Source organism: Cellulomonas sp. IC4_254 (genome assembly GCF_011603975.1).
Taxonomy (GTDB): Bacteria; Actinomycetota; Actinomycetes; order Actinomycetales; family Cellulomonadaceae; genus Cellulomonas.
Window position 1 is genome coordinate 1 of the sequence record NZ_JAANNB010000035.1, and the last position, 24,537, is coordinate 24,537.

Annotated in this window: 18 protein-coding genes, 1 rRNA gene and 1 pseudogene; 17 read left to right on the forward strand and 3 right to left on the reverse strand. The window is 75.0% G+C overall.

Annotation, left to right across the window (positions count from 1 at the left end; all coding sequences use genetic code 11):
• The 5 genes and pseudogenes from G6556_RS05695 to G6556_RS05715 all read left to right on the forward strand — a co-directional run.
• Positions 1-308: pseudogene (locus G6556_RS05695) on the forward strand (RNA 2',3'-cyclic phosphodiesterase); the annotation flags it as partial.
• Between the two features lie 223 nt (positions 309-531).
• Positions 532-1,596, forward strand: a complete 1,065-nt coding sequence (pheS, locus tag G6556_RS05700; RefSeq protein WP_166939360.1) for a phenylalanine--tRNA ligase subunit alpha — start codon at positions 532-534, stop codon at positions 1,594-1,596.
• A complete protein-coding gene (gene pheT, locus G6556_RS05705) occupies positions 1,596-4,178 on the forward strand; it encodes a phenylalanine--tRNA ligase subunit beta (protein WP_166939361.1) in 2,583 nt (860 codons plus the stop codon). Before pheS ends, pheT begins: the two co-directional genes overlap by 1 nt.
• Before the next feature lie 393 nt (positions 4,179-4,571).
• Positions 4,572-8,717, forward strand: a complete 4,146-nt coding sequence (locus G6556_RS05710) for an ExeM/NucH family extracellular endonuclease (RefSeq protein WP_346774744.1) — start codon at positions 4,572-4,574, stop codon at positions 8,715-8,717.
• A gap of 120 nt (positions 8,718-8,837) precedes the next feature.
• Complete coding sequence (locus tag G6556_RS05715) at positions 8,838-9,545, forward strand: helix-turn-helix transcriptional regulator (protein ID WP_166939365.1); 708 nt, start codon at positions 8,838-8,840, stop codon at positions 9,543-9,545.
• Between the two features lie 2 nt (positions 9,546-9,547).
• On the opposite strand, the gene G6556_RS05720 is transcribed toward G6556_RS05715, so the two are convergent.
• The 3 genes from G6556_RS05720 to G6556_RS05730 form a co-directional block, all read right to left on the reverse strand.
• Positions 9,548-9,940: a VOC family protein gene (locus tag G6556_RS05720; protein ID WP_166939366.1), complete on the reverse strand. Its 393-nt coding sequence runs from the start codon at positions 9,938-9,940 to the stop codon at positions 9,548-9,550.
• Between the two features lie 136 nt (positions 9,941-10,076).
• Positions 10,077-10,808: a DsbA family oxidoreductase gene (locus tag G6556_RS05725; RefSeq protein ID WP_166939368.1), complete on the reverse strand. Its 732-nt coding sequence runs from the start codon at positions 10,806-10,808 to the stop codon at positions 10,077-10,079.
• Positions 10,805-11,788, reverse strand: coding sequence for a quinone oxidoreductase (locus G6556_RS05730; RefSeq protein ID WP_166939370.1), 984 nt, complete (start codon positions 11,786-11,788; stop codon positions 10,805-10,807). The genes G6556_RS05725 and G6556_RS05730 overlap by 4 nt, the downstream gene beginning before the upstream one ends.
• A 107-nt stretch (positions 11,789-11,895) precedes the next feature.
• On the opposite strand from G6556_RS05730, the gene argC reads away from it, so the two are divergent.
• The 12 genes from argC to G6556_RS05790 all read left to right on the forward strand — a co-directional run.
• Positions 11,896-12,966, forward strand: coding sequence for an N-acetyl-gamma-glutamyl-phosphate reductase (argC, locus tag G6556_RS05735; protein ID WP_240933782.1), 1,071 nt, complete (start codon positions 11,896-11,898; stop codon positions 12,964-12,966).
• On the forward strand, positions 12,963-14,147 hold the full coding sequence (argJ, locus tag G6556_RS05740; protein WP_346774745.1) for a bifunctional glutamate N-acetyltransferase/amino-acid acetyltransferase ArgJ: 1,185 nt from the start codon (positions 12,963-12,965) through the stop codon (positions 14,145-14,147). Before argC ends, argJ begins: the two co-directional genes overlap by 4 nt.
• Positions 14,144-15,157 (forward strand): acetylglutamate kinase, encoded by a 1,014-nt coding sequence (gene argB, locus G6556_RS05745; RefSeq protein WP_166939374.1) that lies wholly within the window; start codon positions 14,144-14,146, stop codon positions 15,155-15,157. Before argJ ends, argB begins: the two co-directional genes overlap by 4 nt.
• Positions 15,158-16,444, forward strand: coding sequence for an acetylornithine transaminase (locus G6556_RS05750; RefSeq protein ID WP_346774746.1), 1,287 nt, complete (start codon positions 15,158-15,160; stop codon positions 16,442-16,444).
• Positions 16,441-17,373: an ornithine carbamoyltransferase gene (gene argF / locus G6556_RS05755; RefSeq protein ID WP_166939375.1), complete on the forward strand. Its 933-nt coding sequence runs from the start codon at positions 16,441-16,443 to the stop codon at positions 17,371-17,373. The genes G6556_RS05750 and argF overlap by 4 nt, the downstream gene beginning before the upstream one ends.
• A complete protein-coding gene (locus tag G6556_RS05760) occupies positions 17,370-17,921 on the forward strand; it encodes an arginine repressor (RefSeq protein ID WP_166939377.1) in 552 nt (183 codons plus the stop codon). The genes argF and G6556_RS05760 overlap by 4 nt, the downstream gene beginning before the upstream one ends.
• Positions 17,922-17,980: 59 nt before the next feature.
• Complete coding sequence (locus G6556_RS05765) at positions 17,981-19,219, forward strand: argininosuccinate synthase (protein ID WP_166939379.1); 1,239 nt, start codon at positions 17,981-17,983, stop codon at positions 19,217-19,219.
• Positions 19,212-20,648, forward strand: coding sequence for an argininosuccinate lyase (gene argH / locus G6556_RS05770; RefSeq protein ID WP_166939380.1), 1,437 nt, complete (start codon positions 19,212-19,214; stop codon positions 20,646-20,648). Before G6556_RS05765 ends, argH begins: the two co-directional genes overlap by 8 nt.
• Positions 20,649-20,667: 19 nt before the next feature.
• Positions 20,668-21,270 (forward strand): uridine kinase, encoded by a 603-nt coding sequence (locus tag G6556_RS05775; protein ID WP_346774747.1) that lies wholly within the window; start codon positions 20,668-20,670, stop codon positions 21,268-21,270.
• A gap of 128 nt (positions 21,271-21,398) precedes the next feature.
• Positions 21,399-22,073, forward strand: coding sequence for a DNA-3-methyladenine glycosylase (locus tag G6556_RS05780; RefSeq protein WP_346774748.1), 675 nt, complete (start codon positions 21,399-21,401; stop codon positions 22,071-22,073).
• Positions 22,074-22,125: 52 nt separating this feature from the next.
• Positions 22,126-23,391, forward strand: a complete 1,266-nt coding sequence (gene tyrS, locus G6556_RS05785) for a tyrosine--tRNA ligase (RefSeq protein WP_166939384.1) — start codon at positions 22,126-22,128, stop codon at positions 23,389-23,391.
• 885 nt (positions 23,392-24,276) lie between these two features.
• Positions 24,277-24,537 (forward strand): 16S ribosomal RNA (locus G6556_RS05790); the annotation flags it as partial.

The window sequence follows — 24,537 nt, forward strand, 5'->3', positions numbered from 1 at the left end:
TGGTCGCGGGCTGCCGGGACGCGGGGGAGGAGGTCGGGGCGCGGCCGGACGACCGGGTGCGGTCCCGGCCGCACGTCACGCTCGGCCGTGTGGCCTCGCAGCGCGGCGGGACCCGGCGGCGGGACCGCGCGACGCGGGCCCCGGACCCGGGGGACGTGCTGGTGCACGCCCTCGCCGTGTACCGCGGTCCGCGGTGGCCGGTCACCGAGCTCGTGCTGGCGGAGTCGCTGCCGGGCGAGGGCCGGGCCGGCGGGCCGCTGTACCGGCCCCTGGGTGCGTGGCCGCTCGGCGGTCCTGTGGCACGATGACGGGCATGACCTCCGCCCGCCCCCTCGGCCGCCGATTTCCCGGGCCCGTTCCCGGGCCGCGGCGCTGAGAGGCGCGGCACCAGGTCCCGTCCGGCGCCACGGCGCGGACGGTCCCGAGGCCCCGGAGCGGGCGCCACTAGACTCGCCCGTCGGTCGCCCCGTCGCGCGCGCCCCGCGCGCCTGACCGGGTCGGCCCGCCGCTCACCTCCACAAGAAGGTCCGGATGTCCACGCCCGACACACCCCTGAACCCCCTCGACGCCGACGCCGTCGGCCGCGCCCTGGACGACGCCCTGGCGGCCGTCGCGGCCGCCGGCGACCTCGACGCCCTCAAGTCCGCCCGGCTCGCGCACACCGGTGAGCGCAGCCCGCTGGCGCTCGCCAACCGCGCGATCGGCGGCCTGGCCCCGGCCGACAAGGCCGTCGCCGGCAAGGCGCTCGGTCAGGCCCGCGGCCGGCTGAACGCCGCGATCGCCGCCCGCGAGGAGGTGCTCGCCGCGGAGCGCGACGCCCGCGTCCTCGTCGAGGAGGCCGTCGACGTCACGCTGCCGTCCGACCGCACCCCGCGCGGCGCCCGGCACCCCCTCGAGCTGCTCCAGGAGCGCATCGCCGACGTGTTCGTCGCGATGGGCTGGGAGATCGCCGAGGGCCCCGAGGTCGAGGCGGAGTGGTTCAACTTCGACGCGCTGAACTTCGGCCCGGACCACCCGGCGCGGCAGATGCAGGACACGTTCTACGTCGCGGCGCCCGAGGGCGAGCCGGACCCGCACCTGGTGCTGCGCACGCACACCTCGCCGGTCCAGGCGCGCAGCCTGCTGGAGCGCGGCGTCCCGCTGTACGTCGCCTGCCCGGGCCGGGTGTTCCGCACCGACGAGCTCGACGCGACGCACACCCCGGTGTTCCACCAGGTCGAGGGCATCGCGGTCGACGAGGGCCTCACGATGGCGCACCTCAAGGGCACGCTGGACCACTTCGCGAGGGCGATGTTCGGCCCCGACGCCCGCACCCGCCTGCGGCCGTCGTTCTTCCCGTTCACCGAGCCCAGCGCCGAGATGGACCTGTGGTTCCCGCAGAAGAAGGGCGGGCCCGGCTGGATCGAGTGGGGCGGCTGCGGGATGGTCAACCCCAACGTGCTGCGCGCGGCGGGCGTCGACCCCGAGGTGTACTCCGGCTTCGCGTTCGGGATGGGCATCGAGCGCACGCTCATGCTGCGTCACGAGATCGCGGACATGCACGACATGGTGGAGGGCGACGTGCGCTTCTCCACCCAGTTCCGGGCGGTGATCTGATGCCTCGCATCCCCCTGACGTGGCTAGCCGAGCACGTCGAGCTCCCCGAGGGCCTGTCGGCCGAGCAGCTGGCCGCGGACCTGGTCCGGGTCGGGCTCGAGGAGGAGGCCGTGCACCCGGCCGCCGTGTCCGGCCCGCTCGTGGTGGGCCGCGTCGTCGAGCGCGTGCCCGAGCCGCAGAAGAACGGCAAGACCATCAACTGGTGCCAGGTCGACGTGGGCGACCACAACGGCACGGCCGAGGACGGCACGCGCACCCCGCGCGGCATCGTCTGCGGGGCGCACAACTTCGACGTGGGCGACCACGTCGTCGTCGCGCTGCCCGGCACGGTGCTGCCCGGCCCGTTCGCGATCGCCAGCCGCAAGACCTACGGCCACGTGTCCGACGGCATGATCTGCTCGTCGCGCGAGCTCGGCCTCGGCGACGACCACGACGGCATCATCGTGCTGTCGGAGATCGGCGTCGAGGCCGCACCCGGGACCGACGCCCGCGCCCTGCTGGGGCTCGGCGAGGAGGTCCTGGAGATCAACGTGACGCCGGACCGCGGCTACTGCTTCGCCATGCGCGGCGTCGCCCGGGAGTACGCCCACTCGACGGGTGCGGCGTTCACCGACCGCGGCCTGCCGCGCGCGGGCGCCGACGAGGGCCTGGCCACCACCGGCGGCTTCGCTGTCGAGCTCCGCGACGAGGCGCCGATCCACGGCGTCGCGGGCGCGGACCGGTTCGTCGCGCGGGTCGTCCGGGGTGTCGCGGCGAGCACGCCGTCGCCGAGCTGGATGCAGCAGCGGCTGACCCAGGCCGGCATGCGGCCGATCTCGCTCGCGGTGGACGTCACGAACTACGTGATGCTCGACCTGGGGCAGCCGCTGCACGCCTACGACCTGGCGACGCTGGACGGCCCGATCGTCGTGCGGCGGGCCCGGGCGGGGGAGCGGCTGACGACCCTCGACGGCGTGGACCGGGCCCTCGACCCCGAGGACCTGCTCATCACCGACGGCCCGGACGCCGGGCGCGTGCTCGGGCTGGCGGGCGTCATGGGCGGCGCCGAGACCGAGGTCTCGGAGTCGACCACCGACCTGCTGATCGAGGCCGCGCACTTCGACCCGGTGTCGATCGCCCGCACCGCACGGCGGCACAAGCTGCCGAGCGAGGCGAGCAAGCGGTTCGAGCGCGGCGTCGACCCGCAGCTGCCCCGCGTGGCCGCGGCCCGCGTCGTCGAGCTGCTGGTCGAGCACGGCGGCGGCACGGCCGACCCGGTGCTCACGGACGTCGACCTGACCACGCCGCCGCCGGTGCTGAGCCTGCCGGTCGACCTGCCCGCGCGGCTGATCGGCCTGGACCTGGACGTCGCCGCCGTCTCGCGCTACCTGCGCGAGATCGGCTGCACGGTCGGCGAGGTCGTCGGGGCCGGGGCGGACGCGGTGGTCTCCGTGACCGTGCCGACCTGGCGCCCGGATCTCACCGAGCCCGTCGACCTGGTCGAAGAGGTCGCCCGGCTGCACGGCTACGACGCGATCCCGTCGGTCGTGCCGCGCTCGCCGGTGGGCCTCGGCCTGACCGTCGCGCAGCGCCGCCGCCGCCGGGTCGCGCAGGTGCTCGCCGACGCGGGCTGGGTCGAGACGCTGTCGTACCCGTTCGTCGGGGCGGCGCAGCTCGACGCGCTCGCGCTGCCCGCCGACGACGAGCGGCGACGGATGGTCCGGCTCGCGAACCCGCTGTCCGAGGAGCGGCCGTCGATGCGCGCGTCGCTGCTGGTGACGCTGCTCGACACCGCGCGCCGGAACGTGGCCCGCGGCACCGCCGACCTCGCCGTATTCGAGGTCGGCGCGGTCACCCTGCCCCGCCCGGGCGCGGTGGCGGCCCCGGTCCCGCCCGTCGCGCAGCGGCCGTCCGACGACGTCCTCGACGCGGTGCGGGCCGCGGTGCCGCACCAGCCCCGGTATGTCGCCGGCGTGCTGACCGGCCTGCGGGAGCCCGCCGGCTGGTGGGGTCCCGGCCGCCCGGCCGACCACACGGACGCGATCGACGCCGTCCGGCTGCTCGCCGAGACCCTGGGCGTCGAGCTCGCGGTCGCGGCGGACGCCGAGCGGGCGCCGTGGCACCCGGGCCGGTGCGCGCGGTTCACCACGGCGGACGGCACCCTGGTCGGCCACGCGGGCGAGCTGCACCCGAACGTCGTCGCGGCCCTCGGGCTGCCGGCGCGGGCGAGCGCGTTCGAGGTGGACCTCGACGTGCTGCTCACGGCCGCCCCGCGCACCGAGGTCGTCGCCCGCGAGGTGTCGACGTTCCCGGTCGCGAAGGAGGACGTGGCGCTCGTGGTCCCGGCCGACGTGCCGGTGGCCGACGTGCTGGACGCCGTCCGGACCGGCGCCGCGGCCAGCGCGGCGGGCGACGTGCTGGAGAGCGCGCGGCTGTTCGACGTGTACACCGGCGAGCAGGTGGGCGACGGCCAGCGGTCGCTGGCGTTCGCGCTGCGGCTGCGCGCCGCCGACCGCACGCTCACGGCGGACGAGACCGCGGCGGTGCGCGCCGCGGTCGTGGCGGAGGCCGAGCGCCGCTTCGGCGCCACCCTCCGCGCGTAGCAGCACCCCGACGGCCCCGGCCGCGCCGCCCTCCGGGGCGGCGCGCCCGGGGCCGTCGCCGTCCCCCCCGCGCAGCAGCCCCCGCCGAGTTCGGCACCTCGTGGCCCAGTTCGGCATCTCGAGCTGCCGAACTCGGCGCGGAACTGCCGACCTCGGCGAACCCGGCGGGCACGCGTGCCGCCGGGCGGGTGACGCCGCGTTCACCCGATCGCAACCTTCGGGTCCCCCGCACGTGCTTGTGTATCCGGACATACCGCCCATACGTTGTCAGACGGCTGTGTGACGACTGTGATGCGGCCTGCTGACGAGGGCGCCAGGAGCGCCCCGGGGGATCGGAGAACATCGGTGAGCGCTGTACGCACACGCACGAGGTGGGCGGCGAGCCTCGCCGCCGTGGGGGCGATGGTCGGGGTACCCCTGACCGCGGTCCCCGCGGCCGCGGCGGAGGACACCCACACCATCGCAGAGGTCCAGGGCCCGGGCGACGCGTCGCCGCTCGCGGGCCAGACGGTCACGACGTCCGGCGTCGTGACCGCGGTCTACGCGACCGGCGGCTACCGCGGCTACGTCATCCAGACGCCGGGCACGGGCGGGGACACCGACGTCTCGGCCCGCACCGCCTCGGACGCGGTGTTCGTGTTCTCGGGCGCCACGGCGGGCTCGGTCGCGATCGGCGACCACGTCCAGGTGACCGGCGCCGTCTCGGAGTACCAGGGCCTCACGGAGATCACGGTCGGCAGCGCCGCCGGCCTGGTCCAGCTCGGCGACGCCCCGGCGCCCGTCCAGCCCGTGACCGCCGCCTGGCCGGCCGACGACGCCGCGCGCGAGACGCTGGAGTCGATGCTGTACCTGCCGTCGGGCGACCTGACGGTGACCAACACCTACTCGACCAACCAGTACGGCGAGGTCGGCCTGGCGTCGGGGACGACGCCGCTGATCCAGCCCACCGAGGTCGCGCGCCCGGGCACCCCGGAGTACGCCGCGGCCGTCGCGGACGACGCCGCCCGCGGGGTCGTGCTGGACGACGGCGCGAGCACCAACTTCCTGTCGGCCGCGAACACGGGCCTGACCCCGCCGTACGTGTCGCTGGGGAACCCGGTGCGCGTGGGCGCGGCGGCCACGTTCACCGCGCCGGTGGTCGTCGACTACCGGAACAGCGCGTGGAAGCTCAGCCCGACGCTGCCGCTCGACGCGGCGAACCCGGGCGGCTACCCGGCGACGTTCGAGAACGACCGCACCGCGGCGCCCGAGGGTCTGGGCGAGGCGGACGTGACGGTCGCGTCGTTCAACGTGCTCAACTACTTCACCACCCTCGGCGCGGACACCGCGTCCTGCGTGCCGTACACCGACCGTGCGGGCACCCCGGTCACCGTCCGCGAGGGCTGCGCGCAGCGCGGGGCGTGGAACCCGGCGGACCTGCAGCGCCAGCAGGACAAGATCGTCGCGGCCATCAACGCGCTCGACGCCGACGTCGTCGGCCTGATGGAGATCGAGAACTCGGCCGCCGTCGACGGCGTGGCCGACGAGGCGCTGTCCACGCTGACCGCCGCGCTCAACGCGGCCGCCGGCGAGGGCACCTGGGCGTTCGTCCCGTCCTCGAAGGAGCTGCCGGACGCGTCCGAGCAGGACACCATCACCAACGCGCTGATCTACCGGCCGGCCGCCGTCGAGACCGTGGGCGACGCCCGCGCGCTCGGCACGCAGTCCGGCGACGACCAGGCGTTCGGCAACGCGCGCGAGCCGATCGGCCAGGCGTTCGTGCCGACCGAGGGTGGCGAGCAGCTGTTCGTCGTCGTCAACCACCTGAAGTCGAAGGGCTCCGCCGGGCCGTGGCCGGGCGACGCCGACACTGGCGACGGCCAGGGCGCGTCGAACGAGTCCCGGGTCCGGCAGGCCGAGGCGCTGCGCGACTGGGTGCCGACGGTGCAGGGCGACGCCGAGGCGGTCGCGCTGCTGGGCGACTTCAACTCCTACACCCAGGAGGACCCGCTGCAGGTGCTGTACGCGGCGGGTTACACCGACGCGACGACGGCGCTCGACGCGGGGGAGTACTCGTACTCCTACCAGGGCCTGTCCGGCTCGCTCGACCACGTGCTGCTGAACGACGCGGCGCTGGGCCGGGCGACCGGCGCGGACGTGTGGAACATCAACGCCGGCGAGTCGGTGGCGCTGGAGTACAGCCGCTACAACGCGCACGGCAGCCTGTTCTACGCCCCTGACGCGTACCGGTCCTCGGACCACGACCCGGTGCTGGTCGGCCTGACCGCCGGCGACACGAGCACCACCCCCGACGGCCCGGTCGACCTCACGCTGCTCAACATCAACGACTTCCACGGCCGGATCGACGCCAACACCGTCGCGTTCGCCGGGACGGTCGAGCAGCAGCGCGCGGCGGCCGAGGCGGCGGGTGGCGCGGCGGTCTTCCTGTCCGCCGGCGACAACATCGGCGCGTCCCTGTTCGCCTCCGCGGTGGCCGAGGACCAGCCGACGATCGACGTGCTGAACGCCCTCGACCTGGCGGCGTCGGCGGTCGGCAACCACGAGTTCGACCGCGGCTACGCCGACCTCGTCGACCGCGTGATCGCCGACGGCTCCAACGCGGCGTGGCCGTACCTGGGCGCGAACGTGTACGAGCAGGGCACGGAGAACCCGGCGCTCGACGAGTACACGGTCATCGACGTGGACGGCGTGCGGGTCGGCGTCATCGGCGTCGTCACCCAGGAGACCCCGACGCTGGTCAGCCCCGGCGGCATCGAGACGCTGGACTTCGGCGACCCGGTCGAGGCGGTCAACCGCGTCGCGGCGCAGCTGTCCGACGGTGACGACGCCAACGGCGAGGCCGACGTGATCGTGGCCGAGTACCACGAGGGCGCCGGCGCGGGCACGCCCGACGGCGCGACGCTCGAGGAGGAGATCGCCGCGGGCGGCGCCTTCTCGGACATCGCGACGCTGACCTCGGGCGACGTGGACGTGATCTTCACCGGCCACACCCACAAGCAGTACGCCTGGTACGGGCCCGCCGAGCCGGACGCCTCCGGCGAGTGGACCCGCCCGATCGTCCAGACCGGCTCGTACGGCGAGAACATCGGCAAGGTCACGCTGACCTACGACCCGGCCTCCGACGCGGTCTCCGCGCTGACCGGCGAGAACGTCAAGCGCGTCGCCCCGGCGGCGGGCCAGACCCAGGCCCAGCTCGACGCGGCCCTGGTGGCGCAGTACCCGCGGGTCGCCGAGGTGAAGACGATCGTGGACGCCGCGCTGGCCGAGGCGGCCGTGGTCGGCAACCAGCCCAAGGGCTCGGTGACCGCGGACATCACGACCGCCTACGCGGGCGGCTCCTACACGAACGGCGTCTACACCGGCGGCACCCGCGACGACCGGTCCAAGGAGTCGACGCTCGGCAACCTGGTCGCCGACTCGTTGCTGGAGACGCTGTCCTCCGAGGAGCGGGGCGGCGCGCAGATCGGCGTCGTGAACCCCGGCGGCCTGCGGGCGGAGCTGCTGTACGCGCCCGACGGCACCATCACCTACGCCGAGGCCAACGCGGTGCTGCCGTTCGTGAACAACCTCTGGACCACGACGCTGACCGGCGAGCAGGTCGTCACGATGCTCGAGCAGCAGTGGCAGACCAACCCGGACGGCACGATCCCGAGCCGCCCGTACCTGCAGCTCGGCCTGTCGGACAACGTCACGTACACCTACGACGAGTCGCAGCCCCTCGGCAGCCGGATCACCTCGGTGACCGTCGACGGCGAGGCGATCGACCCGGCGGCGGAGTACCGGATCGGGACGTTCTCCTTCCTGGCCCAGGGCGGCGACAACTTCCGGGTGCTCGCCGAGGGCTCCGGCACCACCGACTCCGGCCTGATCGACCGGGACGCGTGGATCGCCTACCTCGAGGCGCACCCGGGCCTGTCGCCCGAGTTCGACGAGCGGGCGGTCGGCGTGCCGGCCCTCCCCGACGAGGTCACCGCCGGCACCGAGCTCGCGTTCCCGGTCACGGGCCTGAACCTGACCAGCCTGGGCTCCCCGGAGAACACCACGCTCGACGTCCAGCTGGACGGCACCTCGATCGGCACCGCGGCGGTCACCGCCGGCGCGGCGCAGGTCGCGGTGACGGTCCCGGCCGGCACCACCGCGGGGGCGCGCGTCCTCACGCTGGTCGCCGCGCCGAGCGGCACCACGGTCACGCTGCCGATCACGGTGGCCGCGGCGCAGGAGCCGGAGCCGGAGCTCAAGCAGTCCTCGGTCACGCTGTCGGCCAGCCGCAGCAGCCAGTCCTACGGGACCTGGCTGCCGACGCTGCTGGTCTCGCGGGTCCAGGTCGAGGGCACGTGGTTCCCGTCCGGGACGGTCGAGTTCCGGGAGGGCGAGAAGGTCGTCGGCCGGTCGCCGGTGGTGCTCGGCCTGGCGCTCGGCTCCGTGCCGCGCACCGCCCCGGTCGGCGCCCACCAGTACACGGCGGTGTTCGTGCCCTCGCGGCCCGACGTGGTCGCGGGCAGCACCAGCGCCCCGGTGACGGTCACCGTCAAGAAGTGACCTGAGCCCTGACCGACGCGGGCCCCCGACCCCCGGAGCGATCCGGTGGGTCGGGGGCCCGCGTCGTGCCGACGGCGTCCCGGCGGCTGCATGTCGCCGGCCGGTGGGATGCTGCAGGGCGTGTACGCCGAGCGACCGTCGACCCGCGTCCCGGGGGCGGTGCTGTGGTCGGTGGCCGCGGGGCCCGGCGCGGACGCCCCGGGCGAGGACGTGCTGCCCGACGGCTGCATGGACCTCGTCTGGTCCGGCGGCGGCCTGCTGGTCGCCGGCCCGGACACCCGGGCGCACCCGACCGGCCCGCTGCCCGCGGGGAGCTCGGCCCTCGGCCTCCGGCTGCCGCCCGGCGCGGCCCCGGTCCTCCTCGGCGTCCCGGCGGACGCGCTGCGCGACGCGCGCCCCGACCTGGCCGACGTCTGGGGCGCCCGCGCCGCGCGGCCGTGGGCCGACGCGGTGGCGGCCGGCGGGGCCGCCGCCCTGGAGCAGCGGGTCGCGGCCGTCCTCGCCGAGCGCGGCGGACGACCCCGGGAGGCCGCCGTGGTCGCCGTGCTCGCGGCGCGTGCGACGTCGGCCGCCGGCATCGCCGACCGGCTGGGCGTCACCCCGCGCACCCTGCACCGCCGGTCGCTCGCGGCGTTCGGCTACGGCCCACGGACGCTCGGGCGGGTGCTGCGGCTGCAGCGCGTGCTGCCGCTCCTCGACGCGGGCCTCCCGCTGGCGGACGTCGCGCAGCGCGCGGGCTACGCCGATCAGCCGCACCTGTCCCGCGAGGTGCGCGCGCTGACCGGCCGGTCGCCCGCGGCGCTCGCGGCCGGCCGCGCCGCCCGCTGAGGTCAGCCGGCGTCGGCGAACAGGTCGACCGCCGTGCCGTCCGGGTCGTGCAGCACCGCGTACCGCTGCCCCCAGAACGCGTCCCACGGCGGGAGGTGCCCCGCGAACCCGGCGTCGACCATGCGCGCGTACACGGCGTCCACCTCGGCGGCGTCGGTGCACCGGAACGCCAGCGCGGCGCGGTGCCCGCCGGTCGGCGGCGCCCACCCCGGGTCGAACGACCGGATCACGTCGACCGTGTCCCAGGCGAGCCGGAGCCCGCCGGGCAGCGTGACCTCGACGTGCGGCTCGGCGTCGGCGGACGGCGGCAGGTCCAGCCCGAGGGCGCGGTAGAAGGCGAGGGTGCGCGGCAGGTCGCTCGCGACCAGGCCGATCATGTCCAGGCGGGGTTCCATGCGACGACCGTAGAGGCCGCGGCGGGCGCGGGTCGTGGACGTTTCGGACACCCGGTCCCGGCACGGTGGAGCGTTCTGCCCGACACGCCGGTGCATGTCGGGCAGAACGCTCCACCCGAGAGCGCAGCCCCGGGGCTCAGCAGCCGTCCGGCCCGCACGCCTCCGCGTCCGCCGCCCCGGCGATCGTCGGGATCGCCAGCGGCGGGTTCGCGTCGGCCCAGGCCTGCTCGAGCAGCTGCGCGAACACCTCGACCGGCTGCGCGCCCGACAGGCCGAGCCGGCGGTCGGCGACGAAGAACGGCACGCCCTGGATGCCCAGCGCGGCGGCCTCGGCCTCGTCGGCGCGCACGGCGCCGGCCCCGGCGTCGGTGGCGAGCGCGGCGCGCACCGCGTCGCCGTCCAGCCCGGCCTCGACCGCGACCTCGACCAGCACGTCCAGGTCGTCCACGACCCGCCCGTGCTCGAAGTGCGCGCTCATCAGCCGCTCGACCACCTCGGCCGCGGCGGCGTCGCCGCCCAGCGAGGCCGCGACGTGCACCAGCCGGTGCGCGTCGAAGGTGTTGGCGGGCACCGCGGTGTCGAAGTCGTACGCCAGGCCGACGGACGCGGCGACGGCGGTCACCTGGTCGAACATCTGCCGCACCTGCTCGACGGGCATGCCCTTGCGCTCGGCCAGCATCTGCGCCTCGGTCAGCCCGGGGTGGGCGGTCGACGGCTCGGCGTCCGGCTGCAGCTCGAACGAGCGCCACGTGACCCGCACGTGGTCACGGTGCTCGAAGCCGTCGAGCGCGGCGGCGAACCGGCGCTTGCCGATGTAGCACCAGGGGCAGGCGATGTCGGACCAGATCTCGACGTGCAGGTCTCTCATGCGGTCAGGAGCACCTTTCCGGTGGTGGCCCGGCTCTCGAGCGCGCGGTGCGCCTCGGCGGCCTCGGACAGGGGGTAGGTCGCGCCGACCCGGACGTCGAGGGTGCCGGCGGCGACGGCCGCGAACAGCTCGTCGGCCCGCCGGGTCAGCTCGTCCCGGGTGGCGGTGTAGTGGCCCAGGGTGGGCCGGGTGAGGAACAGGGAGCCCGCGGCGTTCAGCCGCTGCGGGTCGAACGGCGGCACCGGGCCGGAGGACGCGCCGAACAGCGCGAGGCCGCCGCGCGGGCGCAGGGACGCGAGCGAGGCCTCGAACGTCGAGGCACCCACGCCGTCGAACACCGTGTGCACACCGCGCCCGCCGGTCAGGTCCCGCACCAGCGCGGGCAGCTCGGTGGTGAGGTCGTCGAGCTCGGTGTACCGGATGACCTCGGACGCGCCGGCGGCGCGGGACAGCGCCTCCTTCTCGACGGTGCCGACGGTCGTGATGACCCGCGCGCCCCGGGCGGCGGCGAGCTGGGTGAGCAGCAGGCCGACGCCGCCGGCGCCCGCGTGCACCAGCACGTCCTGGCCGTCGAGCACGGGGAAGGTCGACGTCACGAGGTAGTGCGCGGTGAGCCCCTGGAGGGGGAGCGCGGCGGCGACCTCGTCGGCGACGCCGTCCGGCACCCGCAGCGCCACGGCCTCGGGCACGACGACGAGCTCCGCGTAGGACGACGGCGCCGACGCCCACGCGACCAGGTCGCCGACGGCGACGTCCCGCACCTCGCGGCCCACGGCCTCGACGACGCCCGCGCCCTCGGAGCCGGGCACGTGCGGGAACGGCATGGGGTAGAGGCCGCTGCGCCGGTAGGTGTCGATGAAGTTGACGCCCGCGGCGCTCAGCCGCACCAGGAGGTCGCGCGGACCCGGCAGCGGGTCGGGGATCTCGTCGGGCTCGAGGACGTCGGGTCCACCCGGCTCGGTGGCGAGGATCGCGTGCATACCACCAGCAACGACACGCCCCCGCCGGGCATTCCGGCCGCGTCAGGGTCCCGCGGACACGCCCGTGGACCCGGCCGATGAATCACTGTGCAGTCGGGTGTATGGTCATGCACATGTCCTTCTCCGTCGCCGTCGCGGGCGCCTCCGGGTACGCCGGCGGCGAGACCCTCCGGCTCCTGCTCGGCCACCCCGAGGCCGAGATCGGTGCGCTCACCGCCCACTCCAACGCCGGCACCCGGCTCGGCGCGCACCAGCCGCACCTGCGCGCGCTCGCGGACCGCATCCTGACGCCGACGTCGGTGGACGAGCTCACCGGCCACGACGTCGTCGTTCTGGCCCTGCCGCACGGCGCCTCCGGCGAGATCGCCGCGGCGCTCGCGGACCGGGGCGACGGCGCGCTGGTCGTGGACCTCGGCGCGGACCACCGGCTGACCGACCCGGACGCCTGGCGCCGGTTCTACGGCACCGAGCACGCCGGCACCTGGCCCTACGGGATGCCCGAGCTGTTGCACGCGGGGGAGACCACGCCGTCCGCCCAGCGCGCGGCGCTCGCGGACGCCCGCCGGATCGCGGTCCCCGGCTGCAACGTGACCGCCGTGACCCTGGCCCTCCAGCCGGGTGTCGCCGCGGGCGTCGTCGACCCGGCCGACGTGGTCGCCGTGCTGGCGGTCGGGTACTCCGGCGCGGGGAAGTCGCTCAAGACCCACCTGCTCGCCTCCGAGGCCCTCGGCTCCGCCCAGCCGTACGCGGTCGGCGGCACGCACCGGCACATCCCGGAGATCCAGCAGAACCTCGGCGTGGCCGGGGCCGCGTCGGTGGGACTGTCGTTCACCCCGGTGCTGGTGCCGATGTCGCGCGGCATCCTGGCGACGGTCACCGCGCCGCTGGCCCCCGGCGCCGACGCGGCGTCCGTCCGCGCCGCCTGGGAGACCGCCTACGCCGGCGAGCCGTTCGTCGAGCTGCTGCCCGAGGGAGAGTGGCCGACCACCGGCGTCACCACCGGCGCGAACACCGCGCTCGTCCAGGTGACGGTGGACGAGGCCGCCGGCCGGGTCGTCGCGCTCTGCGCGCTGGACAACCTGGTCAAGGGCACCGCGGGCGCCGCGGTGCAGTCGCTGAACCTCGCGCTCGGCCTGCCCGAGCGCACCGGCCTCACCACCGAGGGAGTCGCCCCGTGACCGCCGCCATCGAGACCGCGGGCGTCACCGCGCCGGCCGGCTTCCGCGCCGCCGGGATCACCGCCGGCCTCAAGCCGTCCGGCAAGCCGGACGTCGCCCTGGTCGTCAACGACGGCCCGCTGCAGGTCGCCGCGGGCGTGTTCACCTCCAACCGCGTCGTCGCCGCGCCGGTCGTCTGGTCCCGCCAGGCGGTGTCCGACGGCGTCGCCACCGCGGTCGTGCTCAACTCCGGTGGCGCCAACGCGTGCACCGGCCCGGAGGGCTTCCTCGACACGCACCGCACGGCCGAGCACGTCGCCGAGGTCCTCGGCACGTCCGCGGGCGACGTCCTGGTCTGCTCGACCGGGCTGATCGGCGAGCGGCTGCCGATGGACCTGCTGCTCCCGGGCATCGGGGCGGCCGCCGCGGCGCTGGCCCCCACCGGCGGCCCCGACGCCGCCACCGCCATCATGACCACCGACACCGTGAGCAAGACCGCCGCGGTCGCCGGCGACGGCTGGACCGTCGGCGGCATGGCCAAGGGCGCGGGCATGCTCGCCCCGGGCCTGGCCACCATGCTGGTCGTGCTCACCACCGACGCCGTGGTCACCGCCGAGCAGGCCGACGCGGCACTCCGCGGCGCGACCCGGACCACGTTCGACCGGGTCGACTCCGACGGCTGCATGTCGACCAACGACACCGTGCTGCTGCTCGCGTCCGGCGCGAGCGGCGTGACGCCCGACCCCGAGGCGTTCGCCGCCGCGGTGGCCGCCGTCTCCGCCGACCTGGCCCGGCAGCTCGTGGCCGACGCGGAGGGCGCCTCGCACGACATCGCGGTCACGGTGACCGGCGCGACCACCGAGGAGGCGGCCGTGGCCGTCGCCCGCGCGGTCACCCGGTCGAACCTGTTCAAGGCCGCGGTGTTCGGCAACGACCCGAACTGGGGCCGGGTGCTCGCCGCGGTCGGTACCGTCCCGGAGGACGTCGCGCCGTACGACGCGGCCCTGCTCGACGTGTCCATCAACGGCGTCCAGGTGTGCCGTGCCGGCGGGGTCGGCGAGCCGCGCGACCTGGTCGACCTGGCCGCCGCCCGCGAGGTGCGCGTCGACGTCGACCTGCACGCCGGCGACGCCACCGCGACGATCTGGACCAACGACCTCACGCACGACTACGTCCACGAGAACAGCGCGTACTCCACATGAGCCTCGACGCCCCGCCCCCGCACGACGACGCGTTCGACACGCGGACCGACCTGCGCCCCGAGCAGAAGGCCGAGGTGCTGATCCAGGCGCTGCCCTGGCTGCAGCGGTTCGCCGGCGCCCTCGTCGTGGTCAAGTACGGCGGCAACGCCATGGTCGACGACGACCTCAAGCGCGCGTTCGCCGAGGACATGGTGTTCCTGCGCCAGGTCGGCCTGCGCCCCGTCGTGGTGCACGGCGGCGGCCCGCAGATCAACGCGATGCTCGACCGGCTCGGCATCGAGTCCGAGTTCCGCGGCGGCCTGCGCGTCACCACGCCCGAGGCGATGGACGTCGTCCGGATGGTGCTCACCGGTCAGGTGTCCCGGGAGCTCGTCGGCCTGCTGAACGCGCACGGACCGTACGCCGTCGGCCTGTCCGGCGAGGACGGCGGCCTGCTCCAGGCGCGCCGGCGCACCGCCACGGTCGACGGCCGGCAGGTCGACGTCGGCCAGGTCGGCGACGTCGTCGAGGTGAACCCGGGCGCCGTGCTCGACCTGCTCGACGCTGGACGCATCCCGGTGGTCTCGACCGTCGCGCCCGACATCGAGGACCCGACCCAGGTGCTGAACGTCAACGCGGACACCGCGGCGGCGGCGCTGGCCGTGGCGCTCGGCGCGCGCAAGCTCATCGTGCTCACCGACGTCGAGGGCCTGTACACGTCCTGGCCCGACCGGTCCTCGCTCGCCCGGCGGATCCGGGCCGGCGCGCTCGCCGACCTGCTGCCGTCCCTGGACGCCGGCATGCGCCCCAAGATGGAGGCGTGCTGGCGGGCGGTCACCGGAGGTGTCGGGCGCGCGCACGTCATCGACGGCCGCCAGGCGCACTCGATCCTGGTCGAGGTCTTCACGTCCGACGGCATCGGCACGATGGTGCTGCCCGACGACGAGCCGTCGCCCTCGCCGTTCACGGCCCCGATCCCGCAGGTCGCGGCGCCGGCCCCGCACGTCCCCCACGTCCCCGAGGTGAGCTGAGTGACCGAGCAGCACCTGGAGCCCCAGGACCCCGCCGCGCTGGCCGGGGCCGACTCCGTGGCCCACTGGACCGAGCGCTACGGCCACGCGCTGATGGACACGTTCGGCGCGCCGCAGCGCGTGCTGGTGCGCGGCGAGGGCCCGTACGTCTGGGACGCCGACGGGTTCCGCTACCTGGACCTGCTGGGCGGCATCGCGGTCAACTCGCTCGGCCACGCGCACCCGACGCTCACCGCCGCGATCTCCGCGCAGCTCGGCACGCTCGGCCACATCTCGAACTTCTTCGCGAGCCCGACGCAGATCGCGCTGGCCGAGCGGCTGCTCGCCGTCGCCGACGCCCCCGAGGGCTCGCGGGTGTTCCTGACGAACTCCGGCACCGAGGCGAACGAGGCGGCGTTCAAGATGGCGCGCCGGAACGCCGAGGGTCCGGGCGGCGTGCGCCGCACCCGGGTGCTGGCGCTGGAGGGCGCGTTCCACGGCCGGTCGATGGGTGCGCTCGCGCTGACGTCCAAGGCCGCGTACCGCGAGCCGTTCGAGCCGCTGCCGGGCGGCGTCGAGTTCCTGCCGTTCGGCGACACCGCCGCGCTGGAGGCCGCGTTCGCCGACGGCGCGGGCGACACGGTCGCCGCGGTGTTCCTCGAGCCGATCCAGGGCGAGGCCGGCGTGCTGCCGCTGCCGGCCGGCTACCTGGCCCGGGCCCGCGAGCTCACCGAGGCGCACGGCGCGCTGCTGATCCTGGACGAGGTGCAGACCGGCATGGGCCGCACCGGCGCCTGGCTGGCGCACCAGCACCCGCACCTCGGCGGCGGCATTCGCCCCGACGTCGTCACGCTGGCCAAGGGCCTCGGCGGCGGCTTCCCGGTCGGCGCCGTCGTGGCCTACGGCGAGCGGGCCGCGACGCTGCTCGGCCGCGGCCAGCACGGCACGACCTTCGGCGGCAATCCGGTGGCCTCGGCCGCGGCGCTCGCCACGATCGGCGTGATCGAGCGCGACGGGCTGCTGCAGCACGTGACCGACCTGGGCGCCTGGTGGCGGTCGGAGATCGCCGGCCTCGGCCACCCGCTCGTCGCAGAGGTGCGCGGCGAGGGCCTGCTCATCGCCGTGCAGCTCACCGCGCCGGTGGCGGCGGAGGTCGCGTCCCGCGCGCTGGCCGCCGGCTTCATCGTGAACCCGTGCACCCCGGCGACGATCCGGATGGCGCCGCCGTACGTGCTCACCCGCGAGCAGGCGGCGACGTTCACCGACTTCCTCGCGGCGCTCCCGCAGGACCTGGGGGCTGCGTCGTGAGGCACTTCCTGCGCGACGACGACCTGTCGCCCGCCGAGCAGGCCGAGGTCCTGGAGCTCGGGCTCGCGCTGCGGGCGGACCGGTTCGCCCGGCGCCCGCTCGACGGCCCGCGCGCGGTCGCGATCATCTTCGACAAGCCGACGCTGCGCACCCAGGTGTCGTTCACGACGGGCGTCGCCGAGCTCGGCGGCTACCCGCTGCTGGTCGACGGCAACCTGGCGCGGATCGGCGTCCGGGAGTCGATCGCCGACACCGCGCGGGTGCTCGGTCCGCAGGTCGCGGCCGTCGTCTGGCGCACCCACGCGCAGACCCGCATCGAGGAGATGGCCGCGCACGCGGGCGTCCCGGTGGTGAACGCGCTCACCGACGACTTCCACCCGTGCCAGATCCTCGCGGACCTGCTCACCGTCGCCCAGCACCGCGGCGGGGTCGCGGCGCTGCGCGGCCTGACGCTCGCCTACACCGGTGACGGCTCCAACAACATGGCCCAGTCGTACCTGCTCGGCGGGGCGACCGCGGGGATGCACGTGCGGATCGCGACGCCGACGGCGTACCTGCCGGCGTCGGAGGTGGTCGAGGCCGCGGCCGCGATCGCCGCGGGCACGGGCGGCTCGGTCCAGGTGACCGACGACCTCGCCGCGGCCGTCACCGGCGCGGACGTCGTCGCCACCGACACCTGGGTGTCGATGGGCCAGGAGGCCGAGGCCGCCGATCGCGAGCAGCCGTTCGTGCCCTACCGGCTGGACTCCGCGGCGCTCGCGCTCGCCGCGCCGGACGCGCTCGTGCTGCACTGCCTGCCCGCCTACCGGGGCAAGGAGATCACCGCCGAGGTGCTGGACGGCCCGCAGTCGGTGGTCTGGGACGAGGCGGAGAACCGGCTGCACGCGCAGAAGGCGCTGCTGGCCTGGCTGCTGGAGCGTGCGGCATGACCGCGTCCGCCCGGGCCGACGAGCCCGCCGCCACCACCGGCCGGGTCCCCTCGACCAAGGCGGCGCGGCACGCCCTGATCCGCGACCTGCTGTCCCGGCAGTCGGTGCACTCGCAGTCCGAGCTCGCCGACCTGCTGGCCCACCAGGGCGTCACCGTCACCCAGGCCACGCTGTCCCGGGACCTCGTCGAGCTCCGCGCGGTGAAGATCCGCACCCCCACGGGTTCGCTCGCGTACGCCGTGCCGGGGGAGGGCGGCGACCGCTCGCCGGCCCCGGTCGTCGACGCCGAGGCGCTGGCCGCCCGGCTCGCCCGGCTGTGCTCCGAGCTGCTCGTCACGGCCGAGGCGTCCGGCAGCCTCGTCGTCCTGCGCACCCCGCCCGGGGCCGCCCAGTTCCTCGCCTCCGCGATCGACCACTCGGTGCTCCCGGGCGTGCTCGGCACCATCGCGGGGGACGACACCGTCCTCGTCATCGCCCGCGAGGGCGCCGACGGCCCCGAGGGCACCGCGCTCGCCGCGCGGTTCCTCGAGCTCGCGACGACCGGCTGACCGCGCCGGCTCTCGCCCCTCCCGCTCCGCACGACCACGAGACACGAAAGAGAAGACACATGACTGAGCGCGTCGTCCTCGCCTACTCCGGCGGCCTGGACACCTCCGTGGGCATCGGCTGGATCGCCGAGGCGACCGGCGCCGAGGTGATCGCCGTGGCGGTCGACGTCGGCCAGGGCGGCGAGGACCTCGAGGTCATCCGCCAGCGCGCCCTCGACTGCGGCGCCGTCGAGGCGTACGTCGCCGACGCCCGCGACGAGTTCGCGGCCGAGTACTGCATGCCCGCGCTGCGCGCGAACGGGATGTACCTCGACCGGTACCCGCTGGTGTCCGCGCTGTCCCGCCCGGTCATCGTCAAGCACCTGGTGCGCGCCGCCCGCCAGTTCGGCGCCACCACCGTCGCGCACGGCTGCACCGGCAAGGGCAACGACCAGGTGCGGTTCGAGGTCGGCATCACCTCGCTGGCCCCCGACCTCAAGTGCCTCGCGCCGGTGCGCGACCTGGCGCTGACCCGCGACAAGGCGATCGAGTTCGCCGAGCGGAAGAAGCTGCCGATCGCGACCACCAAGCACAACCCGTTCTCGATCGACCAGAACGTCTGGGGCCGCGCCGTCGAGACCGGCTTCCTCGAGGACATCTGGAACGAGCCGACCAAGGACGTCTACACCTACACCGACGACCCGACGTTCCCGCCGGTCGCCGACGAGGTCGTCATCACCTTCCAGCAGGGCGTCCCGGTGGCGCTGGACGGCGTGCCGGTCACCCCGCTGCAGGCCATCCAGGAGATGAACCGCCGCGCGGGCGCCCAGGGCGTCGGCCGGATCGACATCGTCGAGGACCGCCTGGTGGGCATCAAGTCCCGCGAGGTCTACGAGGCGCCCGGCGCCATCGCGCTGATCGCCGCGCACCAGGAGCTGGAGAACGTCACCGTCGAGCGCGAGCAGGCCCGGTTCAAGCGCCAGGTCGAGCAGCGCTGGACCGAGCTGGTCTACGACGGCCAGTGGTTCTCCCCGCTGAAGAAGTCGCTGGACACCTTCATCGACGACACCCAGCGCTACGTCTCCGGCGAGGTGCGCATGGTCCTGCACGGCGGCCGCGCGACGGTCACCGGCCGGCGGTCCGAGACCTCGCTGTACGACTTCAACCTGGCGACCTACGACTCGGGCGACACCTTCGACCAGTCGGCGGCGCGCGGGTTCATCGAGATCTACGGCCTGTCGTCCAAGCTCGCCGCCGCGCGCGACGTGAAGTTCGGCAACGCCGAGGACCTCGGCTCCCAGGGCGGCATCGATGCCTGAGCAGGCCGGCGCGCTGTGGGGCGGCCGGTTCGCCGGCGGCCCCGCGGACGCCCTGGCGGCGCTGTCCAAGTCGACCCAGTTCGACTGGCGGCTCGCGCCGCAGGACATCGCGGGCTCGCAGGCGCACGCGCGGGTGCTGCACGCCGCCGGGCTGCTGGACGACGCGGCGCTCGCGGGCATGCTCGACGCCCTGGAGCGGCTCCGGGCCGACGTCGAGTCCGGGGCGTTCGTCGCCGCCGAGTCCGACGAGGACGTGCACGGGGCGCTGGAGCGCGGGCTGATCGAGCGCGCCGGGGCCGACCTCGGCGGCCGGCTGCGCGCCGGACGGTCCCGGAACGACCAGATCGCGACGCTCGTGCGGATGTACCTGCGGGAGTCGGCGCGCGACATCGTCCGGCTGACCCTCGACGTCGTCGACGCGCTGGTCGCGCAGGCCGAGGCCGCGGGCGACGCGATCATGCCGGGGCGCACGCACCTGCAGCACGCCCAGCCCGTCCTGCTCGCGCACCACCTGCTGGCGCACGCGTGGCCGCTGCTGCGCGACGTCGACCGGTACGCCGACTGGGACCGCCGCGCCGCGGTGTCCCCGTACGGCTCGGGAGCGCTCGCCGGGTCCTCGCTGGGCCTCGACCCGGCGGCCGTCGCGGCCGACCTCGGCTTCGACGGCCCGGTGGAGAACTCGATCGACGGCACCGCCTCGCGCGACGTCGTCGCCGAGTTCGCCTGGGTGTCCGCGATGCTCGGCGTCGACCTGTCGCGGCTGGCCGAGGAGGTCATCCTGTGGTCGACCGTCGAGTTCGGGTTCGTCCGGCTGGACGACGCGTACTCGACCGGGTCGAGCATCATGCCGCAGAAGAAGAACCCCGACGTGGCCGAGCTCGCGCGCGGCAAGGCCGGGCGGCTGGTCGGCGACCTCACCGGGCTGCTGGCCACGCTCAAGGGCCTGCCGCTGGCGTACAACCGGGACCTGCAGGAGGACAAGGAGCCGGTGTTCGACCAGGTCGACACCCTCACCGTCCTGCTCCCGGCGTTCGCCGGCATGGTCGCGACGCTCCGGTTCGACACCGCGCGGATGGCGTCGCTGGCGCCGCAGGGGTTCTCGCTCGCGACCGACATCGCCGAGTGGCTGGTCCGTGAGGGCGTGCCGTTCCGGGTGGCGCACGAGGTCGCGGGCGCGTGCGTCCGGGCCTGCGAGCAGCACGAGCCGCCGATCGAGCTCTGGGAGCTGACGGACGACGAGCTCGCCGCGATCCACCCGGCGCTCACGCCCGAGGTCCGGTCGGTGCTGAGCGTCGAGGGGTCGGTCGCGTCGCGGTCGGCGCACGGCGGCACGGCGCCGGTCCGGGTCGCGGAGCAGCTGGGCCGGGCGCGGGAGCGGGCGGCCGCGCTGCGGGCCGCGGTCGCGCGGGGCGGCGCCACCGCGTCGTGACGTCTGGCACGATCGCCGCGTGGACCTGACGCACGCGCAGCAGGGGCACGAGGACGCCGCGGGCGCCCTCGTGCCCCTGCTGCTGTCCGCCCCGGCGCGCCTGGGGCGGGTGCGGGTGCTCGCCGTCGACGGCCCGGCGGGGTCCGGCAAGACCACGCTCGCCGGAGGTGTCGCGCGGCGGTGCGCCGAGGCCGGGGTGCGCGCGCACGTCGTGCACATGGACGACCTGTACGCGGGCTGGTCCGGGCTGGACGGCGACCTGTGGCCGCGGCTCGCCGCCCAGGTGCTGGAGCCGCTGCGCCGGGGTCTGCCCGGGCGGTTCCAGCGGTACGACTGGCACGCCGGGCGGTTCGACGACTGGGTCGACGTGCCGGTGCCGGACGTGCTGGTGCTGGAGGGCTGCGGCTCGGGCCGGCGCGCGGGCGCGCCCGACCTGTCGCTGCTGGCGTGGGTGGAGGCCGACGACACGACCCGCCTCGCGCGCGGCCTGGAGCGCGACGGCGCGGCCGCGCTCCCGCACTGGGAGCGGTGGATGCGCGACGAGGCGGCGCACTACGCCCGCGAGGACACCCGCGGACGCGCCGACGTGCGGGTCGACGCATGGGGCAGGATGGCCCGGTGAGCCAGGCGGTCCCGGACGGCGGGGCGGACGACGCGCGCGACGCGACGCCCGCCGGCGCCGCCGACCCCGGCCCGGTGCCCGTGCCCGCCCGGTCGCTCGCCGACCCCGGTCCGGCGCTCCCCGGCGGGGTGCCGGGAGTCGTCCCCGCGCGGACCTGGTTCGGCCGGCCGGTCCTGACGGTGGCGCCCGACCTTCTCGGGGCCTTCGTGACGGTCCGGTCCGACGAGGGCGACGTGACCCTGCGGATCACCGAGGTCGAGGCGTACGCCGGCGAGGCGGACCCCGGCTCGCACGCGTTCCGCGGGCGCACCGCGCGCAACGCCGTGATGTTCGGCGAGCCCGGGCGGCTGTACGTGTACCGGCACCTGGGGCTGCACCACTGCGTCAACGTCGTGACCGGCCCCGCCGGCGCCGCCTCCGCGGTGCTGCTGCGGGCGGGCGAGGTCGTCGACGGGGTGGAGCTCGCGCGGGACCGCCGGCTCCGGTCGGGGGTCGTGGACTCGGACCGGCAGATCGCGCGCGGGCCCGCGCGGCTCGCGGTCGCGCTCGGCCTGGACCTGTCCGACTACGGCGCGGACCTCACCGAGCCCGGCGGGCGGGTCGTCGTGCACCGGGACCCGGACGCGGTCGTGGGCGCGTACGCCACCGGCCCGCGGGTCGGGGTCGCGGGGCCGGGCGGGGACGCCGCCCGCTACCCCTGGCGGTTCTGGCTCTCCGGCGAGCCCACCGTGTCCGCCTTCCGGCCCGCGTATCGCCGGCCGGCGTCGGGAAGCAGCCCGCGGCGCGGGACGACGCCGGCATGACCTCTTCCGCCGACGGTGCGGCCCCGCGGCCGCGCGATGCAAGGAGCACGACGTGACCCACCTCCTGGACGAGCTCGCCTGGCGCGGCCTCGTCGCCCAGACCACCGACCTCGACGCGCTGCGCGAGCAGCTCGACGCCGGCCCGGTGACCTTCTACGCGGGGTTCGACCCGACCGCGCCCTCGCTGCACCACGGCCACCTGGTGCAGCTGGTGCTCATGCGGCACCTGCAGCTCGCCGGCCACCACCCGCTCGCCCTCGTCGGCGGCGCCACCGGCCTGATCGGCGACCCCCGGATGTCGGGGGAGCGCGTCCTCAACACCAAGGACACCGTCGCCGAGTGGGTGCAGCGCCTGCAGGACCAGATCAGCCGGTTCCTCGACTTCGACGGGGACAACCCCGCGCGGATGGTCAACAACCTCGACTGGACGGGCGAGCTCACCGCGATCGACTTCCTGCGCGAGATCGGCAAGCACTACCGGCTCGGCACCATGCTCGCCAAGGACACCGTCGCCCGGCGGCTCGCGTCCGACGAGGGCATCTCGTTCACCGAGTTCAGCTACCAGATCCTGCAGGGCATGGACTACCTGGAGCTGCACCGCCGGCACGGCTGCACGCTGCAGACCGGCGGCAACGACCAGTGGGGCAACCTGCTGTCCGGCGTCGAGCTGATCCGCAAGGCCGAGCACGCGTCGGTGCACGCGCTGACCACGCCGCTGATCACCAAGGCGGACGGCACCAAGTTCGGCAAGTCCGAGGGCGGGGCCATCTGGCTCGACCCCGAGATGATGAGCCCGTACGCCTTCTACCAGTTCTGGCTCAACCAGGACGACGCCGAGGTGATCGGCTACCTCAAGGTCTTCACGTTCCGGACCCGCGAGGAGATCGCCGAGCTCGAGGAGGCGGTGGCGACGCGGCCGGCTGCCCGGGAGGCGCAGCGGGCGCTGGCCTACGACGTCACCTCGCTGGTGCACGGCGTGGACGCGACCGAGAAGGTCATCGCCGCGAGCCGCGCGCTGTTCGGCGGCGGTGATCTGGGCGAGCTGGACGAGGCGACCCTGGCGGCCGCCGTGGCCGAGCTGCCGTCCGCGGACGTCGCGGTCGGCGACCCGCTGGTCGACGTGCTCGCCGCCACCGGGCTGGTCGCCAGCAAGGGTGCGGCGCGGCGGGCGATCGCCGAGGGCGGAGCGAACGTGAACAACCGGAAGGTCGCCGACGAGGCGGCCGTCGTCGAGGCCGGCGACCTGCTGCACGGCAGGTACCTGGTGCTGCGGCGCGGGAAGCGGACCCTCGCGGTCGCCCGGGTGGCCGGAGCCTGACCGGCATCCGGCGGGGTCGACCCGGCCGGATGCCGCCACGTGAGCGAGGGGAGGGGCGGTCCGCATGCTGCGGACCGCCCCTTCTCGCGCGCGGAGTGCTCGGCTTGCGTGCGACGCGGACGTCGGCGAGGGTAGGAGCAGCGCGGCGGGAGTGGGACCGAGGTCCCGGACCCGCCGACAGGGGTCACCCTGGCCGCCGAGGAGCGAAAGCCCAGGTGGGACGGGGTGCGGGGAGCGCCCGCGACGCCGGTTTGACGTCGGTCGGACGGCATGCGTAAGGTATCTCCTCGTCGCCCGGCAGGGAGGAACGGACACCGAGGGTCACCTCGGCGGCTGGTCCCGCGGACGACGAACCCCCGGCACGGCCCGCAGGCGCTTCGGCGCCTCATCGGTCGCGCCGGACCGGGAGTTGCGACCGCGCTCCGCGAAATGCCGCGGACAAAACGCGTCGGAATGCCTGGTAGGGTTTCGGAACGTCGGAAACGCCCGGTAAACGAGCGGTGAAGACGAGCAAGAAGCTCTGGTAGAGTTCAGGAACGCGAGAAACGCCGGAAGGCGCGAAACGCGGGCCAGCAACTTTGGTAGATTGGAAGCGAGCCTCCGGCCGGTCGCCCTGAGAAGGGTGGGCGGGGGATGCGCGTCTGTTCTTTGAGAACTCAACAGTGTGCCTAGTAGTTGATGCCAAGATGGTTCATCGGCTCGGGTGGTCGCCTCCATTCGGGGGTGGCTGGTCGGTCGGTGGGTCTTGGTTGATACGGAAGCCAGTCCGACCCCGTCGGGTGGCTTTCTTAGCAGCCGAATTGACTGATCCTCGCTCGCCAGCGGGTGGGGGTCGTTTCGTGTGTCGGTTGATCGCCGCTTTCGGGTGGTGGTTGCCATGAGACATCTACGGAGAGTTTGATTCTGGCTCAGGACGAACGCTGGCGGCGTGCTTAACACATGCAAGTCGAACGGTGAAGCCCAGCTTGCTGGGTGGATCAGTGGCGAACGGGTGAGTAACACGTGAGTAACCTGCCCCCGACTCTGGGATAAGCCTTGGAAACGAGGTCTAATACCGGATATGTGACGTTCAGGCATCTGATGCGTCTGGAAAGATTTATCGGTCAGGGATGGACTCGCGGCCTATCAGCTTGTTGGTGGGGTAAC